General features: G+C 57.6%; 22 protein-coding genes. 12 read left to right on the plus strand and 10 right to left on the minus strand.

What is annotated here, in order from left to right:
- The 3 genes from QP400_RS07065 to QP400_RS07075 all read right to left on the minus strand — a co-directional run bounded on the left by QP400_RS07065 (position 1) and on the right by QP400_RS07075 (position 1,380).
- Positions 1 to 198, minus strand: coding sequence for a DUF2273 domain-containing protein (locus tag QP400_RS07065; protein ID WP_004806540.1), 198 nt, complete (start codon positions 196 to 198; stop codon positions 1 to 3).
- Positions 195 to 749: an Asp23/Gls24 family envelope stress response protein gene (locus tag QP400_RS07070; protein ID WP_065420895.1), complete on the minus strand. Its 555-nt coding sequence runs from the start codon at positions 747 to 749 to the stop codon at positions 195 to 197. The genes QP400_RS07065 and QP400_RS07070 overlap by 4 nt, the downstream gene beginning before the upstream one ends.
- 187 nt (positions 750 to 936) lie before the next feature.
- Positions 937 to 1,380: a gamma-glutamylcyclotransferase family protein gene (locus tag QP400_RS07075; RefSeq protein WP_004806536.1), complete on the minus strand. Its 444-nt coding sequence runs from the start codon at positions 1,378 to 1,380 to the stop codon at positions 937 to 939.
- A gap of 182 nt (positions 1,381 to 1,562) precedes the next feature.
- Here QP400_RS07075 and QP400_RS07080 point away from each other — a divergent pair, with 182 nt between their 5' ends.
- Positions 1,563 to 1,985: an Hsp20/alpha crystallin family protein gene (locus QP400_RS07080; protein ID WP_004806535.1), complete on the plus strand. Its 423-nt coding sequence runs from the start codon at positions 1,563 to 1,565 to the stop codon at positions 1,983 to 1,985.
- Between the two features lie 42 nt (positions 1,986 to 2,027).
- On the opposite strand, the gene QP400_RS07085 is transcribed toward QP400_RS07080, so the two are convergent.
- Complete coding sequence (locus QP400_RS07085; RefSeq protein ID WP_004806533.1) at positions 2,028 to 2,879, minus strand: aldo/keto reductase; 852 nt, start codon at positions 2,877 to 2,879, stop codon at positions 2,028 to 2,030.
- 105 nt (positions 2,880 to 2,984) lie between these two features.
- Here QP400_RS07085 and QP400_RS07090 point away from each other — a divergent pair, with 105 nt between their 5' ends.
- A complete protein-coding gene (locus QP400_RS07090) occupies positions 2,985 to 3,866 on the plus strand; it encodes an RDD family protein (RefSeq protein ID WP_004806532.1) in 882 nt (293 codons plus the stop codon).
- A 94-nt stretch (positions 3,867 to 3,960) separates the two neighbouring features.
- On the opposite strand, the gene QP400_RS07095 is transcribed toward QP400_RS07090, so the two are convergent.
- Positions 3,961 to 5,868 (minus strand): ABC transporter ATP-binding protein, encoded by a 1,908-nt coding sequence (locus QP400_RS07095; protein WP_004806530.1) that lies wholly within the window; start codon positions 5,866 to 5,868, stop codon positions 3,961 to 3,963.
- The gene (locus QP400_RS07100) at positions 5,865 to 7,625 is read right to left on the minus strand and encodes an ABC transporter ATP-binding protein (RefSeq protein WP_004806528.1); all 1,761 of its coding nucleotides are present in this window, start codon (positions 7,623 to 7,625) and stop codon (positions 5,865 to 5,867) included. Before QP400_RS07100 ends, QP400_RS07095 begins: the two co-directional genes overlap by 4 nt.
- Positions 7,626 to 7,798: 173 nt before the next feature.
- Here QP400_RS07100 and QP400_RS07105 point away from each other — a divergent pair, with 173 nt between their 5' ends.
- Complete coding sequence (locus QP400_RS07105; RefSeq protein WP_004806526.1) at positions 7,799 to 8,620, plus strand: SGNH/GDSL hydrolase family protein; 822 nt, start codon at positions 7,799 to 7,801, stop codon at positions 8,618 to 8,620.
- A 40-nt stretch (positions 8,621 to 8,660) separates the two neighbouring features.
- The gene (locus tag QP400_RS07110; protein ID WP_004806524.1) at positions 8,661 to 10,229 is read left to right on the plus strand and encodes an aspartate:alanine exchanger family transporter; all 1,569 of its coding nucleotides are present in this window, start codon (positions 8,661 to 8,663) and stop codon (positions 10,227 to 10,229) included.
- On the opposite strand, the gene QP400_RS07115 is transcribed toward QP400_RS07110, so the two are convergent.
- Positions 10,226 to 11,458 (minus strand): M18 family aminopeptidase, encoded by a 1,233-nt coding sequence (locus QP400_RS07115; protein WP_004806523.1) that lies wholly within the window; start codon positions 11,456 to 11,458, stop codon positions 10,226 to 10,228. The genes QP400_RS07110 and QP400_RS07115 overlap by 4 nt on opposite strands.
- Positions 11,459 to 11,528: 70 nt before the next feature.
- Here QP400_RS07115 and QP400_RS07120 point away from each other — a divergent pair, with 70 nt between their 5' ends.
- Positions 11,529 to 11,978, plus strand: coding sequence for an organic hydroperoxide resistance protein (locus tag QP400_RS07120; RefSeq protein ID WP_004806521.1), 450 nt, complete (start codon positions 11,529 to 11,531; stop codon positions 11,976 to 11,978).
- Positions 11,979 to 12,036: 58 nt separating this feature from the next.
- Here QP400_RS07120 and wrbA read toward each other — a convergent pair whose 3' ends face one another.
- Positions 12,037 to 12,633, minus strand: coding sequence for an NAD(P)H:quinone oxidoreductase (gene wrbA, locus QP400_RS07125; protein ID WP_004806519.1), 597 nt, complete (start codon positions 12,631 to 12,633; stop codon positions 12,037 to 12,039).
- 195 nt (positions 12,634 to 12,828) lie between these two features.
- Here wrbA and QP400_RS07130 point away from each other — a divergent pair, with 195 nt between their 5' ends.
- Positions 12,829 to 13,311, plus strand: a complete 483-nt coding sequence (locus QP400_RS07130) for a MarR family winged helix-turn-helix transcriptional regulator (RefSeq protein ID WP_070425007.1) — start codon at positions 12,829 to 12,831, stop codon at positions 13,309 to 13,311.
- Here the strand turns inward: QP400_RS07130 and QP400_RS07135 are convergent.
- Positions 13,308 to 13,748: a GNAT family N-acetyltransferase gene (locus tag QP400_RS07135; protein WP_004806515.1), complete on the minus strand. Its 441-nt coding sequence runs from the start codon at positions 13,746 to 13,748 to the stop codon at positions 13,308 to 13,310. The two genes, QP400_RS07130 and QP400_RS07135, sit on opposite strands and share 4 nt — an antisense overlap.
- Positions 13,749 to 13,998: 250 nt before the next feature.
- Here QP400_RS07135 and dnaK point away from each other — a divergent pair, with 250 nt between their 5' ends.
- The 6 genes from dnaK (at position 13,999) to QP400_RS07165 (ending at position 19,476) form a co-directional block, all read left to right on the plus strand.
- On the plus strand, positions 13,999 to 15,858 hold the full coding sequence (gene dnaK, locus QP400_RS07140; RefSeq protein ID WP_004806514.1) for a molecular chaperone DnaK: 1,860 nt from the start codon (positions 13,999 to 14,001) through the stop codon (positions 15,856 to 15,858).
- Positions 15,855 to 16,511 (plus strand): nucleotide exchange factor GrpE, encoded by a 657-nt coding sequence (locus tag QP400_RS07145; protein WP_004806512.1) that lies wholly within the window; start codon positions 15,855 to 15,857, stop codon positions 16,509 to 16,511. Before dnaK ends, QP400_RS07145 begins: the two co-directional genes overlap by 4 nt.
- A gap of 17 nt (positions 16,512 to 16,528) precedes the next feature.
- Positions 16,529 to 17,545 (plus strand): DnaJ C-terminal domain-containing protein, encoded by a 1,017-nt coding sequence (locus tag QP400_RS07150; protein ID WP_004806510.1) that lies wholly within the window; start codon positions 16,529 to 16,531, stop codon positions 17,543 to 17,545.
- 15 nt (positions 17,546 to 17,560) lie between these two features.
- Complete coding sequence (locus QP400_RS07155) at positions 17,561 to 18,016, plus strand: heat shock protein transcriptional repressor HspR (RefSeq protein WP_004806507.1); 456 nt, start codon at positions 17,561 to 17,563, stop codon at positions 18,014 to 18,016.
- A gap of 122 nt (positions 18,017 to 18,138) precedes the next feature.
- On the plus strand, positions 18,139 to 18,780 hold the full coding sequence (locus tag QP400_RS07160) for a DUF4282 domain-containing protein (RefSeq protein WP_004806505.1): 642 nt from the start codon (positions 18,139 to 18,141) through the stop codon (positions 18,778 to 18,780).
- A 6-nt stretch (positions 18,781 to 18,786) separates the two neighbouring features.
- Entirely contained in the window at positions 18,787 to 19,476 is a 690-nt protein-coding gene (locus QP400_RS07165) for a hypothetical protein (protein ID WP_048707695.1), read from the plus strand.
- A gap of 47 nt (positions 19,477 to 19,523) precedes the next feature.
- Here QP400_RS07165 and QP400_RS07170 read toward each other — a convergent pair whose 3' ends face one another.
- Entirely contained in the window at positions 19,524 to 19,778 is a 255-nt protein-coding gene (locus QP400_RS07170; RefSeq protein WP_004806500.1) for an antitoxin, read from the minus strand.
- Positions 19,779 to 19,798: the final 20 nt, after the last annotated feature.

Genomic DNA, 19,798 nt, shown 5'->3' on the forward strand with positions numbered 1-19,798 from the left:
TTAGTCAGACGTGGTGGTGTGCTTGCCGATCAAGGCGCTCCCGACAGCGCGCAGGTCGAGCTTGCCGGTGGTGGCGCGACCCAAAACGGCGCCAATAACCATGAACAGAGCAGTCAGAATGAAAGCCCAAAAACCGAGCTTAACTGCAACGACTGCAAGAATGGCACCTACGAAGATGCCCATTTGCGTGTTAGTCACTTGACGCGCTCCCTCTTCTTTTCGATTTCCTTGACCTCTTCCTCATCGTCGTCATCTTCGTCGATGGAAGGAATGTGAACGTCGGCAATGTCGATGTTCACTTCGGTGACCTCGAGGCCGACCAAGCCCTGGATGCCTTCGATGATCTTGGAACGAACCTGGTCGGCGACCTCGTTGAGCGGGTACGGGTACTCGGCGACGAGGGTCAGGTCAACAGCGGCCTGAGTCTGGCCGACCTCGACGTTGATGCCCTGCTTGACGTTCTCGGAAGCGCCCATCTTGTCGCGAACCGAGCCGAGGGCGCGGCTGAAGGAACCGCCAATGTCATACACGCCGGGGATCTCGCGGATCGAGAGGCCGGCGATCTTTGCTACCACCTGGTCAGCAATGGTGGTGGTGCCGTTGCCGTGGTCCTTGCCGATATTGGACTGCTGCACGTCAGTGCCCTTGCCCTGGGCAGTGGCGCCAGTCTTAGTGATGTCTTTGCGCGCATCGTTCTTTGCTGCGACGTCGGTCGGCTTTGCCGACGGCTTCTGATGGGATGATGCCACTTTGAGCTCCTTATTTTTCGAACAAGATGTTTAGAGCTTGGCCGCAACGCATAAATGCATCGCGTCATACTCTCATGTTCGAGGCTACCGGCAAACAGAAGTGTTTACCAGTGGAAGCTGCATTTTTCTGCCATTGGTATAAATACAGTCGGATAATTTGCCTGTATTTTTATTGTTTAAACATTTTTTATATCTGGTCGGGCCGCTTTAACCAGTCGCCGCTGGCAGATTCTTCGGTGTAGGCAGAGTTTTGATCCAGTGCGTTTTCGGTGGCCACATACAAATAGCATTCCACCTTCTGGCCTGCGTTTTCGCCCTCGCTAATGGTGGGGTGGGTGATGACTCTGGTGTACAGGTTGTTCGGATCTTCGTCGCCCAAATATCCCTCTAGTTCATCCATGTCGGCTAGAAGGGAATCGAAATTAGCTTCTGAAACGTAAATGACGTCGCCGGTGATCTGGTCTTCTTTTGAAGGTATTGCCATCGGGTAGGAGGGGGTCAGCAGCATTTTGTATCCGGAAAGGCGGGCGGGAATTGCCTCTTTCAGGTGGGGGCCAAGAATGGCCTCGCAGTTTGTTTGTCCTGGACGCAGGGTTCCGTACACGAAGAAGGGTCTATAAGTGGTGTTCATGTATCAATACTGGCACTTCAGGCGTAGAACCTAAGCGATCTTTTCGGGTGCGTCGCGCGTCACGCAAAAATAGGGTTGAGTCTTGTCGGCTCAACTTTTACGCCCAAGGTGAATTAAGTGGCCATCGCAAAGTTGAGCGTCTTAGACTCAAGGTGAACTTGAAAAAAGAAAAGGAGCTCAAAATGGTTAGCAGGTACGATCCCTTCCGCGAGATGGAACGTCTATTCAACTCGACTATGCGCCAGGCTTCTAGCCCGGTTCTTCCCATGGACCTCTACCGCGATGGTGACAAATTCGTGGCCATCCTAGAGATGCCTGGAGTGGACCCCGATACGATCGACATCGATGTCGAAGATCGCACGTTGACTGTGCGCGCAGAACGGCACTCTGTTGAGGGCGAGGACATTGAGTGGCTTACACACGAACGCCCAACCGGAACCTTCGCAAGGCAGCTGTCGGTCGGCTACGGCGTAGCGCTAGACAAGATCGAGGCCGAATATAACGACGGTCTTTTGACCCTTACGATTCCGGTGGCTGAAGAGGCCAAGCCGCGCAAGATTGCGGTCAAGTCGGCTTCTACCGCCAAGACCATCGATCACGAATAGGCAATAAACATTTTGGGGGGCCACTGGCCCCCCAAAATGTTTTTAAATCCGATCCATTGTCTGCGGGCTGGATCCGGTGCGCCCCGCCTCTCCCTTATCTAAATTATTAAGAATTCTCATCGATTCTTCATCTAAGCTGAAATCGAAAATATTTGCGTTCTCTTCAATTCGCTCCCGCGAGGAAGATTTTGGAAAAACAATAACTCCGCGCTGTAACGCCCATCTCAGGGCCACCTGCGCGGGTGTCCGCTCCAGGCGCGTAGCAATCGTCTGCACCTCGGGAATCTCTAGGATCTTGCCCCTAGCCAGTGGGCTCCACGCCTGCACCACAATGCGATGCTTTGCGCAGTAGTCCAAAACCTTATTGTTGGCAAAAAGTGGGTGCATCTCGATCTGATTTACGTGGGGCACTAGACCGGTTTCTGTTCGAAGCCGTTCCAAATGCTCGACCTCGAAATTAGAAACGCCGACTGTGCGCGCGCTCCCGTCGGCAGAAAAATCTTGCATCATCTGGAAGCATTCGGGGAAGCGTCCGCCGTAGCGATGCACCATAGGCCAGTGCATCAAGAACAAGTCAACATAATCAGTCTGTAAATCTGCCAAAGACTGTTCAAAAGAACGGCGGGCATCATCGGAGAGGTGATTGCCGTTATTCAGCTTGGTAGTCAAAAAGATCTGGTATCGGGGAATGCCAGAAGCCGCAATGGCCGCCCCTACCTGCTTCTCATTGCCGTACATCTGGGCGGTATCAATATGTCGGATCCCGGCCTCCAGTGCGGTTTCCACGAGGCGTTGCGTGTCCTCGGGCGCAATCTTGTACGTGCCAAACCCAAGGTAGGGGATTGAGTACCCTCCCATGGTGCGCTTGGTGGGAATTTTCAAAGCAGAATTCATATCTGGCCTCCTCTGCTTCCACCCTATCCATAGCAGGTGCTGCGAATGCAAAGCCGGCACCATACACTGGTAAGCAAGAAGACCGCCTTGTATTAGGAGACAGTAATGTCTGATCAGAACCAAAATGAGTCCACGGGCAGCAATCCGTGGGATCCGAATCAGTTGAATCAGAATGGCTCAACGCCTGTTGGAAACACCTCGCAGGATAGTCGGTACGGCCAGCCCGCACAGCCGGGTCAGTACGGTCAGTACTCTGTCAACACCGATCCCCGCTACGGCAAGATGGGGGAGGCCGGTTACGACCAGAACCCGCAGGGGTACGGCCAGTCCTACTACGGCGCAGGTGCTGGTGGCGCTGGGTACGGTCAGAACGGACAGTACGTCGTAGTCGAGGGCGAACCTCCCGTTGACCAGGACTTCACGCCGCATCCGGGGACGCAGATCCCATCGCGCCTGGCAGGGGTCAAAGGTGTGAGTGTTGGAAAGCGCATTCTTACCCGCATCCTCGACCAGATATTTCAAGGAGTCATCCTTGTGCTCGTATTCGTGATCTCCGGAGGCAGCATTTTCGCTGCAACTGCTCCTCTATCTGAAGTAGAAACGATGTCTGACGACGAGATGGCTGATGCTCTTGCACCCGCGATTCTTGGTTCTTTGGGCAGCTTGGCTTTAGGGGTTATCGTACTAGGAGTGGTGGTGCTCCTGCTCGTGTTCTTCACCGGATACACGCTGGGGGGCCTAGTTACTGGTGTGCGCACAATTGATTACACCACCGGCAAGGGTGGCGGCCTGCGCGCGGTTGGCAAGTGCATTGCTTACCCCATCATTAAGGGAACCGGCATTGGATCAATCTTCCTTCTGTTTGTCTGGTTTGCAACCCGCGACAGCGCCGAACGGCACTGGGTTGACCGCCTGATCGGTACCTGGGTTATCGATGCGCGCGACGGGCGTGATACTCACAAAGAACTGAAGGCACAACGGGGTTAGCAAATAATTCTAAATAAGGCGGTGGGCCGAGGAGTTTTTCCTCGGCCCACCGCCTTATGTTCAGGTGTTGGCTACTGGTAAAGTGCCGGTCACGTTAGGCGGAGGCGCCCTCGAACTGGGATTGGTACAGGCGGGCGTAGGCGCCAGCGGCTGCGAGCAGTTCGGTGTGGGTGCCCTGTTCTACCACGTCACCGTCCTCCATCACGATGATGGTCGATGCGTCCCGGATCGTCGAGAGGCGGTGAGCGATCACGAAGGACGTGTTGCCTTCCTGCAACCTATCCATCGCCTGTTGCACTAGCACTTCGGTGCGGGTGTCCACGCTGGACGTTGCCTCATCCAGGATCAGCACGTCGGAGTGGCGCAAGAAGGCGCGGGCGATGGTCACTAGCTGCTTCTCGCCTTGCGAGAGGGAGCCGCCCTCGTCGGATACTTCTGTGTCGTAGCCTTCGGGGAGCTGCCGGATGATGCGGTCTACCTGGGTGGCACGGGCGGCTTCAACAATTTGTTCGTCGGTGGCTGCCGCGTTGCCGAAGGCAATGTTGTCCCGGATCGAGCCCTTGAATAGCCAGGTGTCCTGTAAGACCATGGCGCAGCGTTCGCGCACCTGCGCCCTGGTCATCTGGCGAATATCTACACCGTCGATCAAGATCTGCCCGCTGTCTATCTCGTAGAACCTCATCAGTAGGTTTACCAGCGTGGTCTTGCCGGCGCCGGTTTGGCCGACGATTGCCACGGTCTGTCCGGGGGCCACGTCCAGGGACAGGTTCTTGATGACGGGCACGCCCTCTTCATAGCTGAACGAGACGTTCCTGAACTCGATATGGGCTCCGCACATGCCAATCTGAGGGCGGGAGGCGGCCTTTTCGTGGCTCTGTTCTGGAGAATCCAGGAACTCGAAGATGCGTTCGGCGCTGGCGCCGGCGCTTTGCACAGTAGAGAGCATTTGTGAGAGCTGGCCCAGCGGCGTTTGTAACTGACGCGAATATTGGATGAAAGCTTGTACCCCGCCCACCGACATGCGTCCTTCGAGCACCATCAGTGCGCCGACGACGCATACGGCAACAAAAGCCAGATTGTTGATCATGGTGGTCACTGGTTGGCTTAGTCCGGAACGCCAGTTGGCGCCGAAGGCGGAGTCGAATAGTTCCTTGTTGTGGTCAGCAAATTTGCGCCGAAATTGGTCGCGTAGGTTGAAGGTCAGCACGATCTCGTGACCCGAGAAGGCTTCTTCCACGGTGGACTGCACGTTCCCGGTCGCCTTCCACTGCCGCTGGAAGTAGGGCTGCGCCCTCTTCATAATGATGAAAATGATGACTAGGCCTGCCGGAACGATCAGCAGCGCCACGATTGTGAGCTGCCATGACAGCATAAACATCATGGTCAGGGTGCCAAGTAGTAAGAAGATGGAGTGGAACAGTTGGTTCACTACCTGCTGAAGGGATTGGGACACGTTGTCCACATCGTTTGTCACCCTAGAGAGGATGTCGCCGCGGGCGGCGCCGTTGAGAGCGCTGAGCGGGAGGCGGTTGATTTTCGCCTGTACCCGCTGCCGCAAGTCATAAGACACGTTTTGCACCGCGGTTCTAGTGCAGAGGCCGGAGAGCCAGTTGAGCACGGCTGACACCAGGTACAGGAGCACTACGGTCAGGAGGAGTTTCCCAAGTAGCGAGTAGTTGATCCCCACCCCTGGAACCACGTCGACGCTTTGCAGCATCTTGGCCATCTGACCTTTGCCAGATTCGGCTAGCTGGCGAATCACGTCAGCCTTTGACTGGCCGGGCTGCATGTTCTTCCCGATCATTCCGGCGAATATCGTATCTGTAGCCCTACCTAGCAGTCGGGGTGCCACTACTGACGCAACAATGCAGATGAACGTCAGGAGTATCGCCGCTATGACGCGTAGCTTTTCGGCCCGAAGGGTAGCGAAAAGTCGGGCGATGGTGCGGATAGGGTTCTTCGCCTTTTGGCCTGGTTTCCTATTGTTTGGTCTGGGGCTCATGCTGCCTCCTCGGCGCTAAGCTGCGAGGCTACGATCTCGCGATACGTCTGGGACGATTCCATTAGTTCCTCGTGGGTGCCCTGGGCAGTGATCTGACCGGCGTCGAACACCAGGATGTTGTCTGCGTGGCGGACCGTAGAGACTCGTTGCGCCACCACTACTACGGCAGCGTCGCCCACGTATTTCCGAAGGTTGGTGCGCACGCGCGCGTCCGTTGCGTAATCGAGGGCGGAGAAGGAGTCGTCGAAAATCACCAGCCCCGCTTGGGCGTAGAGGGCCCGGGCGATGGTCAGTCGCTGCTTTTGTCCGCCGGAGAAGTTGCTGCCGCCGGATTCTACCTTCGCGTCTACGCCGTCTTCGAGCTTGTCAACAAATTCGTCGGCTGCGGCGCCGGTTAGGGCCCGCCGTACCCTGGCGCGAACCTCGTCGGTAATCTGCTCCTTAGTAAGCCCGGAAACAGTGGTGGCGATAGTGCCCGAGAACAGGTAGGCCTTTTGCGGCACGAGGGCGACGTGGCTGCGTAGTTGTGCCAATTCTATGTTGCGAATATTGGTGGTGTTGCCGTCGCGCTCGCGCACAACCAGTTCGCCCTCGGACGTGTCCATGAGACGGGGGAGCAGGTTTACGAACGTCGATTTGCCGGTACCGGTAGAACCGATGATGGCGGTGGTCTTACCTGCCGGGATGGTCACGTTGATGTTGGCCAGGACAGGAGACTCGGCACCGGGGTGCGTGATCTGGGCGTTCGTGAACACAAAGTCCACTGGTCCCTGCGGCATGGGCACGGGCGAGCTTGCGTCCTGCACCTGTGGGGTGGTCTGCAATACTTCGCCAATGCGCCCGGCGCTGACGCGTCCGCGCGGGATCATCATGAACAGCATTGCTGCCATCATGACCGCGCCCAGAATCATCGCTAAGTAGTTGATGTATGCCATCAGGTCACCGATTTCCATCTGTGCCGCCTCTACTTGGCCGGAGGCAAACCAGACTACCGCCGCGTTAGATATCCCAATGATCAGGGAAATTGAGGGAATAAAGATGGCGAAGATATTGCCGGCGCGCAGTTGCATCTTGCGTAGCCGGGCATTGGCATGGGCAAAGCGATCGGCCTCGCTATCCTGGCGGCCAAAAGCGCGGATCACCTGTACGCCGGTGAGCTGCTCGCGCAGTACCGCGTTCACGTCGTCGATCCTGCTTTGAATGCGCTTGAAGATGGGGGCCAGCAGATACATGGCCCCGCCGGCGGCAGCGCCCAAGACCGCGATCGAGACCGCCAAAATCCATGACAGGCCCACTGCCTGGCGCAGGGCCATGAAGATGCCGCCGACCATCATTACCGGGGCTACTACCATCACGGTCAAAGTAATGAACGTGACCATCTGTACTTGCTGGGCGTCGTTAGTAGCACGCGTGACAAGCGTGCCGGCGCCAAAACGGTTGATTTCGGGAAGGCCAAATTCGCCCACCTTGATGAACTGTACTTTGCGCAGGTATTTGCCCAGTGCCATAGACAGGCGAGCGCCCTGATAAACAGCTAGGAAGGAGAGGCCCGCAGACAGGAAAGAAAACAGGATCATGGTGAGCCCGGACTGCTTTACTACCTCTAGGTTTCCGGCAACCACGCCCTTGTCGATGATGCGGGCATTGAGTGCCGGGAGGAATAAATTCAGCAGAGTTTGCGCCAACTGTGCGAGCACGACCACGGCAATGGCAAATTTGTGGCGGTGCAAATATTGCCAAGAAAGTTTAAGGAGCATTTCGCCTCGGATCTATAACTTATTCAGGGCTGATACAAGCCTATATTCCGCTTTTCAATAGCGCCCAAGATATCGCTGCTGCCGAAGTGTGTCCCCCGGGGGCGAATTATTGTGGGTAGGAAGACTTTTTCACCTAGCACCTCAGCGGGCGATCGGTGTGGGATGATTGAGGCATGAATAAGCGCAGATTCTTCAACTTTGCTTGGAAAACAATTGGTGCCACCACCGTTTCGCTAACGGCTACCGGACTGGCTTGCTGGAGGGTGGCCGTTCACAAGTTGGCCCGCCAGCGCCGCCCCTACCGCCGCGCTTGGGAAGACGCACAGCTCGGAATCAGCGTGGACCTGGATCGTATTGCTAAGCAGGCTCCGGCAGAACGCCCTCTTATCTATGTGGCGTTGGGCGATTCGGCAGCCCAGGGGATCGGCGCTCGCACCATAGAGGACGGGTACGTGGCTCGCATTGCGCAGGGGCTTGAGGCTGCTTCCGGGCGCAAAGTACTGTGCGTGAATCTGTCGGTTTCTGGCGGCACTGCGGTAACGGTGCTAGGCAATGAATTGCAGCAGCTCCGCGGCATGGGCTTGGACGGTTCGTTGCTTACCCCCGACGTGATCACCCTGGACATTGGTGGCAACGATGTGATGATGAAGCACCTCGAAGCAAAAACGTTCGGGCAAGCTATCGAAAATATCCTTGCTCAGCTGCCCACCAAGGCCTATGTGGCCAACATCCCTAGCTATGGTTTTGGCAACTGGGAAAAGCGGGCAAAACTGTTCTCGCAAAAGGTTGACGAGGCCGTCGAACAACACGGACACACCGTTATTGACCTGCGCACTTACTCCCGCTCTCTGCCTACCTGGTTCTACCTTTTCCGGCGTCATGCTGCCGATTTGTTCCACCCGAACTCGGCTGCCTACGCAGACTGGGCGGGCATGTTCTTGCAACGCATCTGCGCTGACCACAACTGGGAGGTTCCCCAGGAACAAAATGCCTAGTAGACGGTAAGCCAACAGTGGGCAGCGGTACGATTTTGGTGTGCTTGACCTTCTTTGTTCCCACCCACTTTTAACCGTTTTCTTAGTAGTTGCTCTGGGCGCCATTTTGGGCGCTATCCCTTTTGGCCCCATCCGCTTCGGAGCTGCGGGCGCCCTCTTCGTGGGACTGGCACTAGCTGCTGCTCGGCCGCAGTTGGGCGAAGGGATGGAACTGCTGCAGGGGCTGGGGTTAGCTCTCTTCGTCTACTCGGTAGGAGTGGGGGCAGGCACTACCTTTCTGTCGCAATTTCGCCGGCAATTGCCTCTCATGGGGATAGCCACGGCTTCGGTGTTGATAGCCGCCGTTGTAGCAATTGTTGGCGGCCACCTTGCAGGTCTTCCCAAAGCGCTTACTACGGGACTTTTTACCGGCGCGCTAACGGCGGCCCCCGCCCTCGACACGGCAGCAAAGTTGACCGGCTCGCATGAAGCCACTGTCGGCTACGCGCTGGCATACCCGCTGGCCGTTATTGTGGGCATCGTAATCGCCGCGATTACCGTGGGGCTGAAATGGAAAGGACACAACGACGTTCCTTCGCTGGCCGGCCAGGGCCTAGTTTCCTACACCGTCGAAGTGCACAGGTACATTCCGGTGCGGGACGTGCCGGGGATGCGCACCGGCGAAGTGCGCATGTCCTACCTGCGGCGCGACAAGCACACGCGCGTAGTTGCACCGGGGGAAGATCTGGTTCCAGGCGACGAAGTCGTAGTAGTAGGAGTTGGGGAAGCCCCGTTGGAGACCGTCGAGTACCTGGGGCAGCTAGTGGAAGAGCACCTTGCTGACGATAGGTCCGAGGTCGATTTCGAATGGTTTATCTGCTCGAATCCGGAAGTGTCGGGACGCACCATCGCAGAGCTCAACCTGCCTGCCCGCTTCGGCTCCCAAGTCACTCGCATCCGCCGCGGTGATCTGGATTTGCTAGCAACTGACGAGACCATTATCGAACCAGGCGATCACGTTGCCGTGGTAGCTCCCCGCGACGAAATGGAAAAGATCTCGGAATTCTTCGGCGATTCTGAACGGCGCGTCAGCGAAATTGACGCGGTAGCAGTTGGCATTGGGCTAGTAATCGGCATGATCGTCGGCTCTGCACAGATCCCCATGCCCGGAGACATGAGCTTCTCATTGGGGCCGGCAGCTGGGCCACTAGTAGTAGGCATGGTGCTAGGCGGGCTGCGTCGTACCGGACCGCTAGTGTGGGCATTGCCGCAGGCAGCCAACCTGACCATGCGCCAGCTGGGACTGCTATTTTTCCTAGCCGGACTGGGCCTAGTAGCGGGGCCATCCTTTGCCAAGATGGCAACCAGCCCAGAAGGATTTAGAGGCATCTTCGTCTCGGCTGCGATCGTGCTCGCATCCTGCCTGGGCACCGTAATTCTTGCCTATTTTGCCGGCCTGTCAGCGCCCAGAACGGCTGGCGCAGTAGCCGGCGGCCTAGGCCAGCCAGCGGTCCTGAGCGCTGCCCAAGACCGCGTGGCTGACGAACGCATCGAAAATGCCTACGCCGCCCTCTTCGCCTTTTCGATGATCATCAAGATCATCCTGGTGCCGGCGATTTTCGCCTTCTAAGAAGCCAGGTAAGCTGCCATCACGGCGCTGGTTGCCTCGAAGTCCGGAAGGAACGAGACTTCGCGGGCCGAATGCATGGACAGAATCGGCTGGCCTATGTCAACGGTTGTGATACCCAAGCGAGTGGCGGTCAAAGGCGCGATCGTAGAACCGCACGGACTGGAATTATTAGAAACAAACACCTGCGTCGGCTGCCCTGCCTCGGCTGCAGCGGCTGCAAAGATAGCCTGCCCCACCGAATCGGTGGAATAGTGCTGGGCGGCATTTAGCTTTAGTACCGGACCGCCGCCAAACACTGGGTGGTGCTGCGGATCGTGCTTCTCAGAATAGTTGGGGTGTACGGCGTGGGCCACGTCAGCGCTCAGGCAGGTAGTTTGGGCCATGAACTGTTCGCGCACTTCTACCGTCTCGCTGCCAATGATGCGGTTCAATACGGATTCAAGGAAGGGGCCGCACGCGCCCGAACGGCTTTGTGAGCCGACCTCTTCGTGGTCGAAACACGCCAAGATCGCAACGTGGTTGCTGTCTTCCAAGTCAAGCAGGGCGTGCAAGCCCGCCGCTGTGGAAAGCAGATTGTCCTGCCGCGCCGAAGCCAGGTAGTCACCTCCGAATACTCGCGGGCCCTCGGTGGGGTAGGTCAGTAAGTCGTGGCCGACAATATCCTGCTTCGCGATCCCCGCCTCTTTGGCGACTACGGCCAAAATGTCCTCTTCCTGCAGGATCGGCTGCAGGTGCTTCTGCCTGTCCAACTCCAGCTTGTTGCCGGCGCTCCGATCCAGATGAATTGCTAGCTGCGGCAGGAAGGCCACCGTGTCGGTACGCACCAGGTGTGACTTGCCCGTCCGGTCGGTGATGCGCCCGGCCACGCCCAGTTCGCGATTGAGCCACGAGTTCGGCATCATGCCGCCATACACCTCGACGGCAAGCTGGTTGTAGCCGTCCGCAGTGGTGAACTGTGGCTGCGGCTTCAGCTTGAACGCGGGAGAATCGGTGTGCGCCCCCACGATGCGGGCTCCGGGCTTAGCCGAGGTCGGAATATACCAGGCGATGAATGCGCCATCGCGAACAACCACGTGCCCACCCGGGGAAGCATCGAAGGGCTGGGCTTCGTCCTCGACGTTGTACCCCGCCTGTTTTAGCAGTTCACAGGCGCGCGCGGCGGCGTGGAAAGAAGTGGGCGAGTGGGCGATAAAATCCGTCAGAAATTGACGCTGCTCTTCTTGACTCATGTAAAGATGATACGTCGACCTGCCTGGTCTCCCTATTGCAAAGAATCAGAAAAAGTGTTGTGCTACACATATGAACACACCTGAAGAAATCGCATACGAAGCAGTAGCAATCACCGGCGGCGGACGCGATGGCAAGGCCTATTCGCGCAACCCCGACATCACCTTGCAGCTGGCCACTCCCTCCGAAATGGGTGGCACTGGCAAGGGCACTAACCCCGAGCAGCTGTTCGCAATCGGCTACGGCGCCTGTTTCCAAGGCGCCATGGGGATTGCCTCAAAGGAACTGGACATTCCGCACAAGGGATCGAAGGTTCGCGCCACTGTTGGAATTGGTCCCGAGGGCGACTCCTTCGCGATCAAGGTAAAACTAGAGGTGACCGTACCCGAGGTGCCAGTAGAGCAGGTGCAGAAGCTAGCTGAGCGCACTCACGAATTGTGCCCCTACTCGAAGGCGACCAGGGGCAACGTCGATGTCACGATCCAGGCCGTTGACCACATTGACGATGGGATCGACGACTAGTCGAATTAGATAGCAAAATGGGGGAAGCAGCTGCTTCCCCCATTTTTGTTTGCGCTAATTAGGCGAGCTTGGAAGTTACTTCCACTACCCGCTTGGCCATGTGGTCGAGGGCGTCTACGGTGGCCTGATCGATTTCGTTCTTATTTTCGGGGCCAGTCACCTTGGACACGCCGTACGGGTTGCCGTCCACGAACTTGAGGGGAGCGGTGAAGCCCGGGGTGACGATGATGCCGCCAAAGTGCATCACCATCTGGTAGATCTTGTGCAGCGTGGTTTCCTGGCCACCGTGGGCGGTCTGCGAAGAGGTGAATGCCGCGTAGACCTTGTTGGCGAGCTTGCCTTCGGCCCACAGTCCGCCCAGAGCGTCGATGAAGGCTTGGAACTGGCTGGCGGGCGAGCTGAAGCGAGTGGGGGTGCCGAAGATGACCGCATCTGCCCACACCAGATCGTCGCCGGTGGCGGCTGGCAGATCCTTTGTGGCCTCGTAGTTGGCGCTCCAGGCCGGGTTAGAGGCGAAGGTTTCGGGGCTTACAGTTTCAGCGATGTGGCGCAGGCGCACCTCGGCTCCTGCTTCTTCCGCGGCCTTGGCAAGGCGCTCTGCCATGTCAGTGCCGTGTCCGGTCGAGGAATAGTAGATGATTGCTACCTTGGTCATTTCTATCCTTTCGTCTCTTGGCCTCACGGTAACATCAAAATGGTTGCGCGCGCAATGAATATTGAAAATATTGTTTCGCAGGGGTTAATATGATTCGGCTGGTAATTGAATTTTTTGGTGTAAGTCGCACCGGAGGAAACAGTTGCTCGGTGCGGGTAAAGTTTTTTGCCTACAATGGGGACCTAAAGATCGGGGATGAAAGTTAAGGAGGGGCTCGTGGCCGACAACTTCTCGCTGTGGCATCAGCTTGGCTATGTATTTCGCAAGGTGGATGACGTGCTTGACCTGGAGTTGTCTGCTCTGGGGCTGTCCTTGCAAGATGTACAGTTGTTGTATTCGCTGAAACAGGCTCCTGAGTGGCGGCTGCGCATGAGTGACCTGGCTGATTCCGTAGCGCTGACCCGCTCTGGGGTTACTCGCGCTGTGTCTAGGTTGGTGAAGCGGTCGCTAGTTTGTAGGCAGGTTTGCCCTAAAGATCAGCGCGCGATGTATGCGGTAATGACCTCCGAGGGCGACGATGCTCTTGCGGGGGCGATGGAAATAGTTGAGCCCGTGCTGCAAAAGTATTTCTTTGACGGGCTGTCGAAGATGGATGAACGCGCAATTATGCGCGTAATGGAGCAGGTGTCTGTGCTGCTGGCAGACTCGAAAGCCTGCCAGCGAGCCGAGGTGCGCTAATCGGCGAAACGGTAGACGTTCGTTTCGCGTAGTTTGAAGCCGCAGCGCTTGTACAACCTGTTTGCCGCCTCTCGGGAGGGGCGGGAGGTTAGGTCTACGGTGCGGCATCCCAGTTCTTTGGCGTGGGCGACCGCGGCCTCTACCAGTGCCTGGCCGGCGCCCTGGCCGCGCGCTGCTTCGTCTACTACTACGTCCTCGATCCAGGCGCGCAGGCCGGTGGGAATCTTGAAGGTGGCGAGCGAAAGCATGCCAAGTAGTTTGCCCTTGTTTTCTTCGGTTTCGGAGCGGAATCCGAACAGATAGACCCCGTCCTGGGCAATAAATTCCGCGGTCTGCTCTGCGGTAAGTGGTTTCGAAGAGCGCGATAGCTGCGGAATTAGTTCCTGCATTAGTGCTACTACTTCGTCAGTAGTCTCGGTTAGTAGTTCGGTTGCCATTTTTCCTCCGATTTGCTGTTACTTGCCTAGTTTCGCACGTTCTGTGGGAGCTTGCGTACCTCGACCCAAGCGGGGTGTGAGGGAGCTTACTTAATTGCTGGAATAAAAGCGTTGCCCTCATAGTTGAGTTAAGTAGACTCAACTTTTGGAGTGGCGACTTGACAGTCGAAAGCTCCTAAGGAAAACTTGAGTGCAACAGACTCAATGATGGTCGCTATGTTCGCGGCGGCCAGATGGAAGGAAGATAAATATGGCACGTGCAGTAGGTATTGACCTTGGCACCACGAACTCGGCAATTGCAGTACTAGAAGGTGGCGAGCCCACCGTTATCGCCAACGCGGAAGGCGCCCGCACTACTCCGTCGGTAGTCGCTTTCTCCAAGTCTGGCGAGGTGCTGGTCGGTGAAATCGCTAAGCGTCAGGCGGTAACCAACGTCGATCGCACCATCTCTTCTGTGAAGCGCCACATGGGTACCGACTGGACCGTCGACATCGACGGCAAGAAGTACACCGCTCAGGAAATCAGCGCTCGTATCCTTGGCAAGCTCAAGCACGACGCGGAAGAATACTTGGGCGACACCGTTACCGATGCGGTTATTACCGTTCCCGCATACTTCAACGATTCCCAGCGTCAGGCAACTAAGGATGCCGGTAAGATCGCTGGCCTAAACGTAAAGCGCATCGTCAACGAGCCTACCGCCGCAGCGCTGGCCTACGGCCTCGAAAAGGGCAAGGAAGACGAACTGATCCTAGTGTTCGACTTGGGTGGCGGCACCTTCGACGTGTCGTTGCTGGAAGTTGGCAAGGACGAGGACGACTTCTCCACTATTCAGGTGCGCGCCACTCACGGCGACAACAAGCTTGGTGGCGACGACTGGGATCAGCGCATCGTCGACTGGTTGGTGCAGCAGGTGAAGTCCAAGACCGGTACTGATCTGACTACCGATCGCGTTGCTCTGCAGCGTCTGCGCGAAGCAGCTGAGCAGGCCAAGAAGGAACTGTCTTCTGCCACTCAGACCTCGATTTCGCTGCAGTACCTGTCCATGACTCCCGAAGGCCCGATCCACTTGGACGAGTCCCTGTCTAGGGCAAAGTTCCAGGACATGACTTCGGATCTGATCGAGCGCACCAAGGCGCCGTTCCAGCAGGTAATCAAGGACGCGGGCATTTCGGTGTCCGACATCGACCACGTAGTGCTGGTTGGTGGGTCCACCCGTATGCCGGCCGTGACTGACGTCGTCAAGGAACTGACCGGTGGCAAGGAACCGAACAAGGGCGTAAACCCCGACGAGGTTGTTGCTGTTGGTGCAGCACTGCAGGCTGGCGTCATTCAGGGCGAGCGTTCCGACGTGCTGCTGATCGACGTGACCCCGCTGTCGCTGGGCATCGAGACCAAGGGTGGCGTGATGACCAACCTGATCGATCGCAACACCGCGATCCCGACCAAGCACTCCGAGGTGTTCTCGACTGCCGAGGACAATCAGCCCTCCGTGCTGATCCAGGTCTACCAGGGTGAACGCAAGTTTGCTCGCGACAACAAGCCGCTCGGCAACTTCGAACTGACCGGTATTGCTCCGGCCCCGCGCGGCATCCCGCAGATCGAGGTCACCTTCGACATCGACGCCAACGGCATTGTGCACGTGTCCGCTAAGGACCGCGGCACTGGCGGCGAGCAGTCCATGACCATCACCGGCACGTCTTCGCTGTCTGACGAGGACATCGACCGCATGGTGAAGGAAGCAGAAGAAAACGCTGAAGAAGACAAGAAGCGCCGCGACGCCCAGGAGGCTCGCAACAACGCAGAGCAGACTGTCTACTCCATCGAGAAGCTGCTGAAGGACAACGCTGACAAGCTACCCGAGGACACCGTGGCTCCGGTCCGCGAATCTGTGGACAAGGTCAAGAAGGCTCTAGAGGGCGACGACACCGAGGCAGTAAAGTCCGCCATGGATGAACTGAACCAGAAGGCACAGTCGATCGGCCAGGCCCTGTACGCACAGGCCCAGCAGTCCCCGCAGAACGAGGCCCCGGCTGGCGACCAGAACGCCTCCTCCGCCGATGACGACGTCATCGATGCCGAGGTAGTAGATGATGAGGATTCCTCCAAGTGAGTGAACTAAACGAGCCCCAGGAGCGGGCTGACAAGCCCGCTCCCGGCGTTTCGGACGCCGAGAACGCGAAGGCAGAAGAGTCTGCCGCACAGCGCGAAGCGCCATCGGAAGATACCACCGCAGAAACTGAGGACGCTCCCGCCACACAGGCGAGCGAGGGCGAAACAGAAGAAGCGCCCAAGGATAAGCAGGAAGAAGAGGTGCCTAGCACCGACCAGATCATTGGCAAATTAGGCGATGATTTGGCCAGGGCAAAGGCCGACCTGTACAACCTGAACAACGAATACCAGTCTTACGTCCGCCGGTCGAAGGCTGATATTCCCGCGCACAAGACTGCTGGACAGCTGGACGTATTGGAGTCGCTGCTGTCCGTCCTCGACGATATCTACGGTGCCCGCACCGCAGGGGATCTGAAAGACGGCCCCTTTGCGGCAATCGCGCAAAAGTTGGAAGAAACGCTGCAGAACCGCTTCGGTCTGGAACGCTACGGAGCCGAGGGCGACCACTTCGACCCGAAGCTGCACGAAGCGCTCATGGCCAACGAGTCTGCCGACGTAAGCGAACCAACGGTTACCCAGGTACTCCAGCCCGGCTACAAGGTCGGCGATCGAGTCCTGCGGGCAACAAAAGTTATGGTTTCCAATCCCGCATAAAGAGGAGGTGAGCTGGGATGACCAACCAAGATTGGCTTTCTAAAGACTTCTACAAAGTCTTAGGCATCTCCAAGGATGCCGACCAAGCAGCCATCAAGAAGGCATACCGCAAGCTCGCCCGCAAGTATCACCCGGACCAGAACCCTGGCGACAAGACCGCCGAGGAAAGGTTCAAGGAGGTCGGGGAAGCTTACGCGGTGCTCTCTGATAAGAAGCAGCGCAGCCAATACGACGCCCTCAGACGGATGGCCGGGGGAGGTGCCAGGTTCTCCGCGGGCCCTCAGGGGGCCTCCGCCGGGGGGTTCGAAGACATGTTCGCGTCAATGTTCGGCGGGGGCGGAGCGAATTCAAGAGTTCGCTTTTCAAACTCCGGCGGCGGGGGCGCGGGATTCGAAGACATCTTGTCCGGGCTCTTCGGCGGCGGAGCCGCGGGCGGCGGCTTCGGTAATTCCGGCTCGTTCGGGGGCTTCTCGCAAGCCCCGCAGAAGGGGCAGGACTTGGCTACGGAAACCTCGCTTGACCTGCGACAGGCGGTACACGGTACCACTCTGAAGATGAAGGTCGACGGGCGGATTATGACCGTGCGCATCCCTGCGGGCGTGCACGATGGCCAGAAGCTGCGGTTGCGCGGGAAGGGCCGCCCATCTGCGAATGGGGGAGCTCCGGGCAACCTGGTCGTTACCATTCATGTCAAGCCGCACCCGGTATTCGCGATCGAGGGCGGCAACCTAGTTGCCGATCTTCCCGTGACTGTCGAAGAGGCAGCTTTGGGCGCGAAGGTGCAGGTGCCGTTGCTGGATGGAAAGTTGGTTACCGTGAAGGTGCCTGCCGGGTCTTCTTCAGGGGCTGTGCTGCGGTTGCGTGGCCGCGGTGTGCCCAAGGGCAAGAAGGCTTCAGACCTGCTGCTTAAGCTTAAAGTAGAAGTACCCAAGAAGCTGTCGCGCAAGGCCAAGTCAGCCTTGGAAGAATTTGCTGCTCAGACGGCAGATTTCGATCCGCGCTCCGGGTGGCAGGCGCAGGCAGCGCAAGACTAGTTTGGAGGTGATGGCGTGTTTGACGCAGCGATGTACGTGATCTCAGTGGCTGCTGAGCTCGCTGGCATGCACCCCCAGACTCTGCGCCAATACGACCGGCTGGGGCTGGTTACCCCGCAGCGCACTAAGGGGAGAGGGCGCCGGTATTCGCCCTCGGATATAGCGCGCCTGCGTCGTATCCAGCAGCTGAGCCAGGAAGAGGGCATCAATTTGGCGGGGATTTCCCGCATTATTGAGCTCGAAGAGAAGCTGGGGCGGCTCGAAGCTGAAAATGAGCGGCTGCAGGAACTAGTGGCTCGTTCTTCGCGAGTGTTCGCTGCTTCCTCGTCTGGGGAGGTGTGGGAATCCGCGCTCGGAGAACGGTTCCGGGCGCCGGCCAGAGGCGGTGCCTTGGTGCCGTACGGCTCGCGACTTGGCTTTTCGCGCGAGCAACGGCCTGCTTCCAGGGCTGTCGTAGTATTGGACGTCTAGCAAGAATACTGATGCGCTCCTTAGGGAAACCTGAGGAGCGCATTTGTATATCTGGGTGCGTCTGCACGCTTCCTAGTAGATTTCGTATGCTTGGTACACACGAACTATGGAAGGTGAGTAATATGTCTGAAAATACTCCGCAGCAGCACAGGTCGCAGACACCGCCACCACCGCCTCCGGTGGCAACTACTGAGGGCGATTCTTACGCTTCTTCTGTGCAATCGCATTCTGAAGGGCAATCGCAGGGCGCCCCTACGCAGCAGCCTTCTAGCGGCAATACCTCCCACCCGTATCCCTACCAGCAGGGAGGACAGAACCAGCAGGGCGGACAGTATCCACCTACCGGCCAGTACCCACCTACCGGGCAATACCCACAGTTCCAGCAGGGCCCCGGCTACTATGCCCAGCCGCAGCGGTCCGGGGATACGTTCTTTGGGGCTCTCTTTGACCTGAAGTTCGAAAAGTTTGTCACCATATCTTTTGCACAGGTTCTTTACGTCCTGCTAATGGCTTGGGTGGTCCTGCTGTGGGTGGGGGGATCCCTGCTGATTGCCTCGGGCTCGGCCGCATCTGCTAGCTACGAGTTCTCCAGCGCGGCATCTGGCACGGGAACGTTCATTGGGACCTTCCTTGCGTGCCTGTTTGTTGGGATTGTGCCCTCTTTCTTCCATCTGGTGTTTGGGCGAGTAGTTCTGGAACTGCTAGTGGCAAACGTGCGAACTGCGCGTAACACTTCTAAGCTCGTCAACGCGGAACAGAAGTAGACGTAGATGGCCACTCCTGAAAAACCGCGCTATGGGGTTCGGTTGCCCCGCGACGAGCAGGGCAGGCCGATCCTGCCTGACGGATCTGTCTATCAGGCCGCGCCGGAGGTGCCCAAAGCGCCGACTGAAGAAACACCGTCCTGGCCTCCGCGGCCGGGCCAGTGGTCCACAAAGGTGGCAAAGAAGAAGAAACGGGGCCTGGGGTTGCCAATTGCTTTGCTGATCGGTGGGCTGCTTTGCGCTTTCATCATTGCTCCAATGATCGGCGGTGTAGCGATGTTCATGAGGGAGCCGGCAGGGTTACAAAAAGCGTTGCAGTCTCCTGATGCACTGCAGGTGCACGACGGCGCAAAGGTCCAGATGTCTCAGCTTGGCATCACGTACGTAGGTTTTTCCGAAGAGGGCGCCGGTGACGATTGCACAATCGGCCAGGGACAGGGACGCACGAAGCTAGTGCCCGCTCCCTTTTCCAAGAAGGTCTACATAGCTCCCATTCTGTCCTCGGGCGAATACGTGTTTCGGTGTAAGGCACAGGGGACGGCTACGGATTCGGCACAATATTTGGACCCTGAGTTTCAGGGCGGGCTAGCCCCGGGATATGCCATAGCCATCCAGGTTGCGGTCTTCGCTTCTATGGTTGCCGCCGGGATCGGCATGGTGCTCCTAGTGCGCCGGCTGCGCGTAAGGAAGGCATAAAAATACTGGCCCAGCTAAGCTGGGCCAGTATTTTTATGCGATCGCGCTTACTGGGCGTCCTTGTTTTCCTTAGGGGCGTCCTTGGGCTTTTCCTTCTTCTGTTCAGTCTGCTTGTCCTCGTTTGAGCCAAGGTAGTTGTCTGCAGCACCGCGAGCCTGATCGATCTTGTCGTCATACTTACCGCCGGTGACTTTCTTAGCCGCCTGGGAAGCCTTGTCCAGAACAGAATCGGTCAGCTTCTCGTTGTGCGATGCTTCGCGCACCTTGTTCATTGCTTGATTCTTGATGTTGTTCAGGTCCATAACCGTCCCCTTTAACTAAA

Source organism: Winkia sp. UMB3158, assembly GCF_030217145.1.
Classification (GTDB): Bacteria; Actinomycetota; Actinomycetes; order Actinomycetales; family Actinomycetaceae; genus Winkia; species Winkia anitrata.